The 13,250-nt window shown below is 69.2% G+C and carries 11 protein-coding genes; 6 read left to right on the top strand and 5 right to left on the bottom strand.

Translation table 11 applies throughout. The annotated features are described in order from the left end of the window. A partial coding sequence (locus H3O04_RS27865; protein WP_202588894.1) for a helix-turn-helix transcriptional regulator occupies positions 1-585 on the bottom strand: 585 nt, incomplete at its 3' end. Positions 586-781: 196 nt separating this feature from the next. Here H3O04_RS27865 and H3O04_RS27870 point away from each other — a divergent pair. Further along, the gene (locus H3O04_RS27870; RefSeq protein ID WP_027810160.1) at positions 782-1,597 is read left to right on the top strand and encodes an AraC family transcriptional regulator; all 816 of its coding nucleotides are present in this window, start codon (positions 782-784) and stop codon (positions 1,595-1,597) included. A 23-nt stretch (positions 1,598-1,620) separates the two neighbouring features. Here H3O04_RS27870 and H3O04_RS27875 read toward each other — a convergent pair whose 3' ends face one another. Next, on the bottom strand, positions 1,621-2,967 hold the full coding sequence (locus tag H3O04_RS27875; protein WP_034175040.1) for an aspartate aminotransferase family protein: 1,347 nt from the start codon (positions 2,965-2,967) through the stop codon (positions 1,621-1,623). A 56-nt stretch (positions 2,968-3,023) separates the two neighbouring features. Continuing rightward, entirely contained in the window at positions 3,024-4,385 is a 1,362-nt protein-coding gene (locus tag H3O04_RS27880) for a condensation domain-containing protein (protein WP_112750900.1), read from the bottom strand. 397 nt (positions 4,386-4,782) lie between these two features. On the opposite strand from H3O04_RS27880, the gene H3O04_RS27885 reads away from it, so the two are divergent. The 5 genes from H3O04_RS27885 to H3O04_RS27905 are packed head-to-tail and all read left to right on the top strand — an operon-like array spanning position 4,783 to position 10,994. Continuing rightward, positions 4,783-5,565, top strand: coding sequence for a DUF3050 domain-containing protein (locus H3O04_RS27885; protein ID WP_006479991.1), 783 nt, complete (start codon positions 4,783-4,785; stop codon positions 5,563-5,565). Beyond that, complete coding sequence (locus H3O04_RS27890; RefSeq protein ID WP_006479990.1) at positions 5,562-5,951, top strand: hypothetical protein; 390 nt, start codon at positions 5,562-5,564, stop codon at positions 5,949-5,951. The genes H3O04_RS27885 and H3O04_RS27890 overlap by 4 nt, the downstream gene beginning before the upstream one ends. Beyond that, positions 5,948-6,874: a diiron oxygenase gene (locus tag H3O04_RS27895; protein ID WP_006479989.1), complete on the top strand. Its 927-nt coding sequence runs from the start codon at positions 5,948-5,950 to the stop codon at positions 6,872-6,874. The genes H3O04_RS27890 and H3O04_RS27895 overlap by 4 nt, the downstream gene beginning before the upstream one ends. Before the next feature lie 9 nt (positions 6,875-6,883). After that, complete coding sequence (locus tag H3O04_RS27900) at positions 6,884-10,450, top strand: amino acid adenylation domain-containing protein (RefSeq protein WP_202588895.1); 3,567 nt, start codon at positions 6,884-6,886, stop codon at positions 10,448-10,450. A 55-nt stretch (positions 10,451-10,505) separates the two neighbouring features. Continuing rightward, positions 10,506-10,994: an SRPBCC family protein gene (locus H3O04_RS27905; protein WP_006479988.1), complete on the top strand. Its 489-nt coding sequence runs from the start codon at positions 10,506-10,508 to the stop codon at positions 10,992-10,994. Positions 10,995-11,022: 28 nt separating this feature from the next. On the opposite strand, the gene H3O04_RS27910 is transcribed toward H3O04_RS27905, so the two are convergent. After that, a complete protein-coding gene (locus H3O04_RS27910) occupies positions 11,023-12,009 on the bottom strand; it encodes a LysR family transcriptional regulator (RefSeq protein WP_059720923.1) in 987 nt (328 codons plus the stop codon). Between the two features lie 119 nt (positions 12,010-12,128). Further along, positions 12,129-12,902, bottom strand: coding sequence for an AraC family transcriptional regulator (locus tag H3O04_RS27915; protein ID WP_041489435.1), 774 nt, complete (start codon positions 12,900-12,902; stop codon positions 12,129-12,131). Positions 12,903-13,250: the final 348 nt, after the last annotated feature.

Genomic DNA, 13,250 nt, shown 5'->3' on the forward strand with positions numbered 1-13,250 from the left:
CTCGTAGGCCGTCTTGCCGTCGGCCGTCCACGCCAGGACCTCGCGCTCGCGCAGCGTCAGCCCGGTGCCGACCGGCGCGATCGGATCGGCAAGGCGCGGCATCAGGTATGCGTGCGCCGCATGCGCGAGGCTCGCGCAGGGTGCGCGCAATCGCGAGATTTCATCCGCGTCGAGCGGCGTCGTGTCGCGCACGAGCGTCAGCACGCCGAGATTGCCGGCCCGGTCGTAGCCGCCGTGCGACCAGCCGTAACGCATCCCGAAGCACGCCGCGTCGTGCCAGAACGCGGTGTCGCCCGGCTCGTCGAAGGCATTCCATACGACCGGCCGCGGCTGGCTCGCGACCCGCTTGATGATCGGATCGATCGTCACGTAGCCGAATTTCACATAACGGTGTTCCCATTCGCGTGGATGATTGCCGACGATCTGCAGGTCGGGCCGGGCAAGCGGCAGCGTGCGGCGCAAGCCGTACACGCAATACCGGAACCCGAGCGCGGCCGCGGCGGCGGCAATCGGCGGAAACGCGGCTTCCGCGGTGGGCGCGCGTTGTAGTGCGTCGAAACAGTCGTGCAGTATTGTCAGGTCCATCGGTGATCCTCGTCGGTGTGGGCGGGCCGTGCATTGCGCCCCGCGCGTATCCTGTTCAAAAGGACAGTTTTGAGGCGAAGCCGACGCCGGTTTAATGGCGGCTGTTCGCACGACGGGCCCGCTTGTGCGGGCACTGTCCCCCCGTCGTTTCACGTGTTGCGGTACCCCTCCGGTTTCGTATCAGGACTGATCGACCATGACCAGCGTTCAAGACGTGCCTCTCCTCGCGCGCGCCGGTGCGCGCGCGTTCGCCTTCGGCGGGATCCGCGCGATCGAACCGCCCTGCGCATCGGCCCCCGCCCGCGCGCTTGCTCACGAGTATGCGCCGCACGCGCATCAGGCCGGGCAACTATTGTTTACGACGCGCGGCGTATTGGTACTCGACGTCGAAGGCCAGCGCTGGATCACCCCGCCGCTGCGCGCGATCTGGATTCCGGCGCGCACCGTCCATGCGATGCGCGTGGCCGACGACGTCCAGCTCTACTCGCTTTATCTCGGCGATGCACTCAGCGCGCGGCTGCCGGCCACGCTGTGCGCGATGACGGTATCGCCGCTGCTGCGCGAACTCGCCACGCGCGTGTCGCATCCGTTCGATTGCAGCGTTGACCACGATCCGCTCGCGCGCCTGTTCGCCGACGAACTGAGCGAACTCGCGCAGACGCCGCTCACGCTGCCGCTGCCGCGCGACCGGCGCTTGCTGAAGCTGTGCGAACGGCTGCAGCGCGAGCCGCACTGCGAGTTGCCGCTCGACACGCTCGCACGCGACGCCGCGCTGAGCGCGCGCCACCTGGCGCGCCTGTTTCGCAGCGAGACCGGCATGAGCGTGGCCGCGTGGCGCCAGCAACTGCGGCTGTCGATGTCGCTCGCGCTGCTCGCGAGCGGCATGCCCGTCACGCAGGCCGCGCACCAGGTCGGCTATCGCAGCCCGACTACTTATGCGGCCACCTTCAAGCGCGCGTTCGGCGTCACGCCGAGCCAGTACCTCGCGGCCGCGGAAGCGGCGGCGCGCTGACCGCCGCCTCCCCGCTGCCGCGCTCAGCGTGCGGTCCAGCGCGGCACCGTTTCGAACGCGTGCTCGACCGCATGCACGATCCGGTCGACGTCCTCGCGACCGATCACGAGCGGCGGCGCGATCGCGAGCCGGTTGCCGAGCGAGCGGATCAGCACGCCCGCATCGCGCGCCGCGTCGGCGAGCGCGGCCGCATAGCCGTCCGACGGCTCGATCGATTCGCGCGTCGCCTTGTCCTTCACGAGGTCGATGCCAACCAGCAGCCCCTTGCCGCGCACGTCGCCGACGACCGGATAGCGGTCGACGAGCGGCTGCAGCCGCTCCAGCAGGTACGCGCCTTCGCGCGCCGCGTTGCCGGCGAGATCCTCGTCGACGATGATCTGCAGGTTCGCGAGCGCGGCCGCGCAGACGATCGGGTGGCCCGAGTAGGTGTAGCCGTGCATCAGCGTGCCGATGCCGCCCGGGTTGGACGCGAAAGCGTTCTCGATGCGGCGGTTGACGACGGTCGCGCCGAGCGGCAGATATCCCGACGACACGCCCTTCGCCAGGCACATGATGTCCGGCGCGACGCCCCAGCCGCGGCTGCCGAACGCGGCGCCGGTCCGGCCGAAGCCCGTCACGACTTCGTCGGCGATCAGCAGCACGCCGTGGCGGTCGCACACTTCGCGCACCAGCGGCCAGTAGTTCGCGGGCGGCACGATGATGCCGCCGGTCGCCTGCACCGGTTCGGCGATGAAGGCGGCCACGGTGTCGGGTCCCTGGAACAGGATCTCGCGCTCGACGAGCGACGCGCACAGCCGGCCGAGTTCCTCGGGGTCATGCGTGAACGGGTTGCGATAGATCCACGGCGTCTCGACGTGGAAGCAGCCGGCGAGCGTCGGCTCGTAGTTGCGCCGGTAGACGGTGTTGCCGGTGACGGAGCTGCCGCCGAAGTGCGAGCCGTGATAGGCCTGGCGCAGCGCGATGAACTTGGTGCGCTCGGGCTGCCCGGACACCTTCCAGTACTGCCGCGCGATCATCAGCGCGGCCTCGACGGCGTCCGAGCCGCCGGAGCCGAAGATCACGCGGCTCATGTCTTCCGGCTGGAGCATGTCGATCAGCCGCGCCGACAGTTCTTCCGCGCGCGGATGGCTGAACCCGGCGAACACCGGGTGATATTCGAGTTCGTCGAGCTGCCGGACGATCGCTTCCTTGATTTCCCGCCGGCCGTGGCCGACGTATACGTTGAACAGCGACGCGACCGCGTCGAGATACGGCCGGCCGGTGTCGTCGTACAGGTAGCAGCCTTCGCCGCGCGTGATGCGGATCGGCGAGCGCGACGCGGCGAGCGGATGTTGCCGGGGATGCCAGAAGCGCGATTCCGAATAGGACATGACAGGACTCCGTAGTGATTCGGTTGGATGGGGCAACACGGTGACGCAGACGATTTTCAGCCGGCGAGCGCCGCCGGCTGGAAGTCGAGCCGGCTTTCGAGCGCGCCGAGCGTCGCGAACGGCTCGTCGAGCGCGACGCGCATGAACGTCAGAAACTGGCCGACGTGAGCGTTCAGCGCTTCGCGGCTGTAGTACTGCGGGCTCGCGTCGAAGTCGAAGCGCAGCGGTTCGCCGTTGCGGCGGTCGGTCAGGTTCACCATCAGGTCGTCGGTGGTGCCGACCGACAGGTTGTGCGACGTCGTCACGCAGTCGCCGAACCGCAGGTCGTAGTCGAACGCCATGATGTTGATCTCGGGGCCGAACACGCCCTGGCCGTTGTCGAGCGACGTCAGTTCGCGGTGCAGGTCGCCCATCCGGTAGCGCTGGTGCTGGCGCAGCGCGGTCATCTCGCGGTTCGCCTGGCGGCACAGGTCGTCGAGCGTGTGGCCCGGCTCGACGTGCAGGCGCAGCGGCAGCATGTTCGCGCACTGCGTCGGCGTGCGGCGCTCGCGCGCCGACGTGCGCGCCATCGCGGCGACCGACAGCACGATGTCGTGCGCGCCGGTGTTCAGGTACAGGTAGGCGGCGGTCAGCGCGGTGACGAGCCGCGGCACCGTCGACGTGAACAGCCCCTTGGCGACCGCCTCGATGCGTGCGCTCTCGTTCGCGCTCGCGATGCGCGTCTCGCGCAGGTCGGGCCCGTCGTCGCGCTCGGGAAAGCGCGCGGGGCCGGCGAGCGTGACCGTGCGCGGCTGGTCCGCGAAGCGTTCGAGCCAGTAGCGGCGATCGTGCGCGAACTGTTCGGACGCACGGTACGCGTCTTCGTCGAGTTGCAGCTCGGCGAGCGACGCGAAGCGCGCGGGCGGCGCCTTGGCGCCCGCCGCGAACGCGCTGTACAGCTCGGCGGCGCGGGTGGCGATCAGGCTGCCCGAATAGCCGTCGACCAGAATGTGCGCGTAACCGTGATACCAGTAGTAGTGATCCGGTGCGATGCGGTACAGCGTGTGACGGAAGAACGGCCCGCGCGCCAGTTCGATCGCACCCGTGCAGTGCGCGCGCATGCCGGCGAGCGCGACGGCGTGCGCGTCTTTCGTGCCGGCGAGGTCCACGCGTTCGAGCGTCCAGTCGTCGGCGAGCGCGGCGTCGAGCACGCGCACGGGCGTGTCGCCATCCAGCACGATCCGCGTCGTGTGCAGCGTCTGCGCCTCGCGAATCACCTGCCGCAGCGCGCGTTCGAATGCGTCGGTGTCGAGTGCGCCGCGAATCTCGAAATACTCGGCCGCGTAGATATGCGTCGACGGAACGGGATACGCGAGGGCGGCCTCCCAGAAATCCCGCTGCGGCGCGGACAGCGGCAATTGAAGCGTCGAATCGATCACGTCGTTTCTCCTGGAAAGCTTATTCCGGTGGATGAATTAAATGCGTGTATTTGTTTAATGAAAAATACATATTCGCATCGTGCATTTCATTTTTTGATGAATCGCAATTCTTATCCTAGACAGTCAAATTTGCGGCTGTCAATTCCGTGCGGTTTTGTCGGTAATTCGTAAAGTCCTTGCCAGTAAAGGCTTTGGTGGATGAGTGAATAGTCTGGTCCGGAAAGAATATGAGAATGTCCGTTTTGAATAGGCGGCAAATTGGCAGCTTATTTAGCATCGACGCCTGAAATTGCTGCGCAAGCCGAAAACGGCCTGCCGGCAATTCGCCGGAAACGGTTTCCGGCGCCGGAAGCCGGCGCAATGGGCTGGCGCGAGCGGACATTACTAGGAGAGTCCCGTGAATCAACTGGAAGGGCTGGAGCGAAAAATCGGCGAGCAGCACGAGCGGCTCGCGCATCATCCGGTGTTCGGATCGATCCGTACCATCGACGAGCTGCGCGTGTTCATGGAATGGCACGTATTCGCCGTGTGGGATTTCATGTCGCTCGTGAAGCGGCTGCAGCAGGACCTGACGACCGTCGCGGTGCCGTGGGTCGCGCCGCGCAACGCGAACGCGTCGCGTCTCATCAACGAGATCGTGCTCGGCGAGGAATCGGACGAAACGCCGAACGGCCACATGAGCCACTACGACCTGTACCTGCACGCGATGCGCGATGTCGGCGCGTCGACCTCGCGCATCGAGGAAATGGTGTCGCTGGTGCGCTCGGGCTTCTCGGTGTCGGCCGCGCTGAAGGCCGTCGATGCGCCGGAGCCGGTGATCCGCTTCGTCGAGGCGACGATGGCCGCGTGCACGTCGGGCGCGACGCACCAGGTGCTCGGCAACTTCTTCTACGGCCGCGAGAACGTGATTCCCGACATGTTCCGCACGCTGCTCGACGAATGGAAGATCGAGCGCTCGTCGATTCCGCTGCTCGTGTATTACCTCGACCGCCACATCGAAGTGGATTCGGGCGAGCACGGGCCGGCGGCGCGCGCGATGATCCGCGAGGCGGCCGACGGCGACGCGGCGAAGCTCGAGGAAGCGCTGCAGGCCGGGCTCGATGCGATCGACGAGCGCATGCGCCTGTGGGACGGGCTGCTCGCGCATCTCGGCCAGACCCGCAACGTGGTGCCGGCATGAACGCGCGCGGGCTGTCGGAGCGCATCGTCGATTTCGCGGCGCTCGAGTGGGAGCACCCGGCGGCGTTCGACGACGGCATCGACCAGGTCGTGCTCGTCGATACGCTGGACGAGCACGCGAAGCGCGGCATCCGGACCCGGATCGTGCGGTTCGATCCGGGCGCGGGCACGAGCGTGCCGTTCCTGCACGACTACCACGAGGAAGTGCACCTGATCGACGGCGACCAGAGCCTGGTCGACGTCGCGACGCGCGAGTATCGCGCGACGTATCGGGAAGGCAGCTACTTCGTGCGCCCGGCCGGCACGCCGCATGGCCCGTTCCGCAGCGACGCGGGCTGCCTGCTGCTCGAAATCCATTACTACGGTTCCCCGGAGGACACGCGATGACGACCGCCGTCACCTACGTGAGCCACGTCGATCGCTGGGAGGCGCGCGCGACCGTGCGATCGCGCCCGCGGCGGATCGTCGAGGACGACGAACTGCGCTACTACCCGCTCGAACGCCAGCCGCTGTGCGCGCACCCGGCGATCGTCGACGCGGGCGATGCGGTGCGCGATTTCGTCCTGCTGCAGAGCTTCTACAAGTACATCCAGGACGTGATCATCTTCGAGACGGAGATCGTCAACGCCACCGCGTTGCGGATCGCGCGCGGCCGCTTCGCGCATCCGTTTCCGTTCGCGTGCCGGCAGGATGCGATGACGGTGGTGATCGACGAGGACTACCACGCGTACGTCGCGATGGACTACCTGCGGCAGGTCGAGGAGGCCACCGGCATCGCGCCGCTGCCGCCGAACAGCGAGATCGAGCTGTCGCGGGCGATTCCGCGCGCGGTCGAGCGGGTCGGCGCGCAGTACCGCGACGGCATGGAACTGCTGTGCGTCGCGATCTCGGAGAACACGGTCACGGCGGAAGTCGCGGCGTTCTCGCGCGACGCGACGCTCAAGCGCTCGGTGAAGGGCGTGATGGCCGATCACCTCGCGGACGAAGGCCGTCACTCGGCGTTCTGGATCAATCTCGTGAAGCTGTACTGGTCGGAGATCGACGAACCCGCGCGGCTCGCGCTCGGCGAAGGGCTGCCGTGCTTCCTGCGCGAATACCTGAGCGCCGACCTGCAACTGCAGTTCGATCGCCGCCTGATCGATGCGCTCGATCTGCCGGCCGCCGAGCGCGCGCGGATCGCGGACGACATGGTGGGTGCCTATCCGATCACGAGCCAGCATCCGATGATCGTCAACATCCGGCAGTTCTTCCGGATGAGCGGCCTGCTCGATCACGCGCCGACCCGCGCGGCCTTGTCCGACTACCTGTGAGTCACGTCGATGAAAGCGATCATCATTGCGATCGGCGGGCAGACCCGTCTCGCCGCACGGCTGGCGTCTGAACTCGAGGCGACCGGTCATACCGTCTGTATCGCCGACGGACGCGACGGGCCGCTGCGCGACGCGGCCGATGCGCTGCTGTTGCCGGCGCCGGCGCCCGAACCGTTGCGCAACGCGGCCGAGTGGTCGATCGTCTGCGGCGCGCCGGACCCCGCCGTGCATTGCGCCCACGCACGGCCACTGCATTGCGAGATCGTCGCCGATGCGTTTCCGCCGCGCGAGGTACGCGTCGCGTGGCTCACGGACGCGGCGCCCGGCGATACGCGCGTGCTGGCCGACGCGACGCTCGCGTTCGGCGCGGCGCTCAACGGCGCCGACCTCGCGGACGAGATCGCCGCATGCGCGGTCGATCTGATGCACGAAGTCGCGAGCGGGATCGCGCGCGAGCTGAGCGATCCGAACGACGCGCCGCGCGCCACGCCGCCGGGGCCGGCCGATATCGTGCTCGATCTCGAACGGCTGGCCGGCTGGCATGCGTCTAACGACACGGCCGCCGCGTGGCCGTGCGAGCCGTCGCTGCCGGAGCTCGTGTCGCGTGCGGCGGCCGCTGCGCCGGACGCTTGCGCGCTCGTCGCGGCCAATGGCCAGCTGACCTATCGCGAGCTGGTCACGCGTGCCCGCCAGGTTGCCGCGCGCATCGCCGCGCGGCCCGCCGCGCCGCGCGTGGTCGCGGTGCGGCTCGACAAGGGCGTCGCGCTGTACCCGGCGATCGTCGGCGTGCTGGGCGCCGGCGCGACCTGCGTGCCGCTCGATCCCGCGTTTCCGCCCGAGCGGGCCCGCACGATCCTGCGTGAATCGGGGGCGCAGGCGCTCGTCGTCGGCGGGGCGGTCGAGCCGGCGCTGCTCGACGGACTCGACCTCGACGTGATCGACTGCGGCGCGCACGCGGAAGCGGACGCGGACGCCGTGCCCGATGCGCTGGCCGGCCAGTGGCCGCTCGAACGGGATGCGGACCGCGATGCGCGCTGCGCGGTCGCGATCTACACGTCGGGGTCGACCGGCGTGCCGAAGGGCGTGATGCTGTCGCACCGGAACATCGTGCAGTTCTGCCACTGGTATCGCGCGCACGTGTCGCTCGATGCGTCGTCGCGCGTGCTGCAGTTCTCGACGGTGGCGTTCGATGCGTCGCTGCTCGACATGTTCCCGACCTGGCTCGCCGGCGCGACGCTGGTCGCGCCGAGCGAAGCGCAGCGCCGCGAACTCGACGCGCTCGCGACGCTCGTCGCCGACGCGCGCATCACGCACGCATTCCTGCCGCCCGCGCTGCTCGCGGCGCTGCCGGATTGCGACTGGCCCGCGCTCGCGCACCTCGTCACGGGCGGCGACGTGTGCGACCCCGACACGATCGCGCGCTGGAGCGCGAACCGGCGGCTGCACAACATCTACGGGCCGACCGAATGCACGGTGCTCGCGACGACGGGCGAATTGCGCGCCGGCGACAGCAACCGGCGCATCGGCCGGCCGATCGCGAACGCGCGCTGCCATGTGCTCGCGGCCGACGGCCGTCCGGTGCTCACCGGCGAGGAAGGCGAGCTGTGCATCGCCGGCGCGGGCGTCGGGCTCGGCTATCTCGGCCGGCCCGACCTGAGCGCCGAGCGTTTCGTCGCCGATCCGTACGGCGCGCCGGGCGCGACGATGTACCGGACCGGCGACATCGCCAGCTGGGAGCCGGACGGCACGCTGCGCTACGTGGGCCGCCGCGACACGCAACTGAAGATTCGCGGTTTTCGCGTCGAGCCGGGCGAGATCGAGACGGCCGCGCTGGCGGCGGGGCTGTACCGCCAGTGCGCGGTGGTGCCCGACGAGCGCAAGCGCATCCGCCTGTTCGCCGCGAAGCCGGTCGACGCGGCGGCGACGCCCGATGCGCTGCGTGCCGTGCTGGCCGCCACGCTGCCCGACTACATGGTGCCGTACGACATCACGACGCTCGACGTGCTGCCCGCGACGCCGAACGGCAAGATCGACCGCGCCGCGCTGGCGCGCCTGCCGGTGTCGCGTGCGGGAAGCGACACGCGCGACGCCCCGCGCGGCGCGCTGGAGATGCGTCTCGCCGAGATGTGGGCGACGCTGCTCGAACTCGCGCCGGACGAGATCGGCCGCGATGCGTCGTTCTTCGAACTGGGCGGCCATTCGCTGCTGGTGTCGCGGCTGATGCTGGCGGTGAAGCGCGAGCTGGGCGGCAACGCGGCGCTCGCGCGTTTCATGGAGCGACCGACCATCGCCGCGCTCGCGGCGCTGCTGACCGACGAGTCGGGCGAGCGCGGCGCGAACGTGCCGGCGCGCGTGCACGACGATCGCCGCCTGCCCGACGACGTGCGACTGCCGGCCGGCCAGCCGGCGGGCGACGGCCCCGGCGCGGTGCTGCTGACCGGCGCGAACGGCTTCCTGGGCAGCTTCATCCTCAGCGAGCTGATCAGCCGCACGAACCAGATCGTCTATTGCGTCGTGCGCGGCGACGACGATGCGAGCGCGCGCCGGCGGCTCGACGAAGCGGCGTTCGTCAACGGGCTCGGCCATCTGTGCGGGCATCCGCGCGTGCGCGTGCTGCGCGGCGATCTCGGCGCGCCGCGCCTCGGGTTGTCGGATGCGGTGTGGCAGACGCTCGCGGCCGAGGTCGGCGCGATTCATCACAACGGCGCACACGTGAACCACGTGTACGACTACCCGTACCTGCACGCGGAGAACGTCGGCTCGACGCTCGAACTGCTCCGCCTGTGCTGCAGCGGCCGCCGCAAGGCGCTGCATTTCGTATCGACGCTATCCGCGGCGAGCGCGACGGGCCCGACGGGCCGCCTGATCGAGGCGGCCCCGTCGGAGGCCGGCCCTGCCTTCGTCAACAACGGCTACAACCTGACGAAGTGGGTGTCCGAGCATCTCGTTGCCGAAGCGGCTGCGCGCGGGATCGACACGACGATCCTGCGGCCCGGCAACATCACGGGCCATTCGCGCACGGGGCTGTGCCAGCCGGGACGCAACCGGATCCTGCTGCTGCTCAAGGGCGCGGTGCAGTTGGGCTGCGCGCCGCTCGCGAGCGAGGGCGGGCTGTTCGACCTGAGCCCGGTCGATTACCTGGCGCGGGCGATCGTCGCGTGCACGCTCGACGGTGCGCGCACCGAGCGCGTGTTCCATCTGCACAACCCGCGCCCGCTCGACTGGGCCGGCTATCTGCGCGCACTCGCGCGGCGCGGCTATCCGCTGCGATTCGAGGCGCCCGAGGTCTGGCGCGAGCGGCTGTTGTCGATCGACGAATCGAACGCGCTGTTCGACGTCGTCGCGTTCTATCTCGACGACCGGCAGGACGATATCGGCGACATGGCCGTGATCGACCACGCGCGCACCGAGGCGACGCTGCGCCGGCTCGGCGTCACGTATCCGGACAAGGACGACGCGCTGCTCGATGCGCATTTCGGCTATCTCGCCGAATGCGGCTTCATGCCGCCGCCGCCCGAGCCGGCGCCGCGCGCAAACGACGCCCGCCGCGACGCCGAGCCCGAACCCGCGTGGTGAAGACGTACCCCGTTCGATCAATCGCTGTCATCGCATCATTCATCAAGGAGGCATCATGCTGCAACGTACTGCAACGCAACCCCGTCCGTCCACGCTCGTCTACGCGCCGCAAACGCCGATCCTGTCCGGCTCGGCCGATCTCGACGTGCCGGCGCGCGACGCGTGGCGCGTGGTCGGCGATTTCGCCGGCTTCTCGCGCTTCATCACGGGGCTCGACCATACCGACATGATCGGCGAAGGCGTGCGCTCGCTGCGCATCAAGCATTTCGCGGACGGCAACGTCGTCGTCGAACAGCTCAACAGCCACGACGACGAAGCGATGGTGATGACGTGGAGCCTGATTCATACGTCGTTCGACATCGGCAATCTGTGGGCGCTGATGCGCGTCGAGCCGCGCGGCGACCAGGCCTGCACGGTGACGTGGGACATCGCCGGCGAACCGTCGCACGGCGGCGCCGCGCGCCAGCCGGAATTCGACGCGTTCGTCACCGGCTTCCTCGACATGGCGATGACGAACCTGCGCGCGCTGTTCAAGCCGCAGTAACCGCGCATCGCCCGCCGGCGCCGTGCCGCTATGCGGCGGCGCCGGCCCACGCGCCGGCCTTGCCCGGCGCGTGGTTTTTCTTCCCGGCCGGTGGTGCGCACGCGTCGTCGTGCACCTGCGCGAACGCGTCGCGCAGCGCGGCCTTCATGAAGTCGACCCAGGCGCGCGTTTTCGCATCGAGATGCTGGCGCGACGCGTACACCAGGAACACGCCGATTTCTTCCGCCTGGTAGTCGGGCAGCACGCGGACCAGCGCGCCCGAGCGCAGGTCGGCCGCAGCGACGAAGTCCGGCAGCAAGCCGATTCCCGCGCCTTCGCGCACCGCGATCGCGAGCGACGCGGCGACGTCGGCCGTCATCGACGGATCGACGTCCACCGTTTGCGCTTCCGCACCGTTCCAGAGCGTCCAGATGCGCTCGTGATAGGCGGGCGCGACCAGTTGCACGCAGCGATGGTGAACCAGCGCGCCCGGCGAATCGGGCATGCCGTGCGCATCGAGATACGCGGGCGACGCGCACAGCACGCTGCGGATCCGGCCGACGTCGATCGCGACCTGCTCGGAACTCGGCAGGCTCGGCATCGCGATCACCGCGACGTCGTAGCTGTCGCGCACCAGTTTCGGCAGGTGCGGCGCGAGCGTCAGGTCGACGCTGACGTCCGGGTAGCGCGCCTGGAATTGCCCGATCAGCGGAATCACGAAATGGTTCGCGATGCTGGCGCTGCAATGCGCGCGCAGCCGGCCATGTGGATGCACGCGCGCGTCACGCGCCTCGCGCTCGCTCGCATCGACGGCCAGCGTGATGTCGCGGGCGCGCGCCAGATAGCGTTCGCCCGCTTCGGTCAGGCACATCGAACGCGTCGTGCGGTTCAGCAACCGGATGCCGAGACGATGCTCGAGCGACGCGACGAGCCGGCTGACGTGCGCGGTCGTGATGCCGAGCCGTTTGCCGGTCTCGGTGAAGGTGCCCGCGTCCGCGAGCGTGACGAACGCCTGCATGCTTTGAATCAGATCCATCGGGATAACGAAACCTCCGGCTGGCCGTATGGCAATGCCGCTACTGTAGCGACGGCCACGGCACGCCGCGCGCGCGCATCAGCGATCGATCGTCGCAAAACGGACAATCGACGCCCGGGTCAGCGCCGCCGGAAGTATTCGCTCGGCGCGACGCCGAGCGCCTTGCGGAACATCGCCGCGAATGCGCTGGGGCTGTCGTAGCCGTGTTCGAGCGCGAGTTCGAGGATTGGCGTGCCGGCGGCGAGGCGCGGCAGGCTCAGCAGCAGCCGCGCGTGGCGGCACCATGCGCCGTGCGTCATGCCCGTCTCGCGCTTGAACGCGCGGGCGAGCGTGCGCTCGTTCATGTGCGCGTCGCGCGCCCACGCTTGCAGCGTGACGACCGACGACGGGTCGTTGATGAGCCGCGTGCACAGCGCGACGAGCGCGGGATGGCGCGGCATCGGCACGTGCAGCGACAGCGACGGCGCGATCTCGATCTCGTCGAGGATCAGTGCGAGCACGCGGCCCGCGCGGTGCGACAGGTCGTAGTCGGCGGGCAGGTCGCAGGCCGTCACGATCAGTTCGCGCAGCAGCGTGCCGACCTCGATCACCCGGCATTCGGTCGGCAGGCTCGGCCGCACTTCCGGGCCGACGAACACGGTGCGCATCTGCACGTCGCCGGCCGAGCGGATCTCGTGCTGGGTGCCGCCCGGCACCCATACCGCGCGGCCCGTCGGCACGACCCAACTGCCCGCGTCCGCGTGCACGATCATCACGCCGGAAATCGCGTGGATCAGCTGGCCCTGGCGGTGCGAATGCGGCGGGTACGCCATGCCCGCCGGCGAGTCGGAGGCGACGACAGCGATCTGCTTGTCGCGCGCCTGGCGCTCGAGTGCGATGAAGAAATTTTCCAATTGGTCGGGATTGTCCTTTTCTCGACGACGAATGCGCTTTACGCGCGAGATCGACCGCATAGGTCGAAATTACCATAAGCCCATCGTTTGTTCGACCTCCTTGCCACTGCCACCCGATGCGCGTTCCGTCCATTCCGTCCGCTTCGCCCGTTTCTTCCGCCGTCGAGACACGCTTGCCGCGCGTGCGGCGCGTCACCTGTGCGGCCGTGCTGTTGGCGTCGGCCGCGCTGGCCGCGTGTTCGGTCGGCGAGCCGTATCGGCCGCCGGTGTCCGACGCGACGCGCACCGGGCCGTTCGACGCGGTGGCCGACGTGCCGGCCGCGGCCGCCGCGTCGAACGGCCCGGTGC

The sequence above is a fragment of the Burkholderia sp. KCJ3K979 genome (genome assembly GCF_016759955.1).
In the GTDB taxonomy this organism is placed as follows: domain Bacteria; phylum Pseudomonadota; class Gammaproteobacteria; order Burkholderiales; family Burkholderiaceae; genus Burkholderia; species Burkholderia orbicola.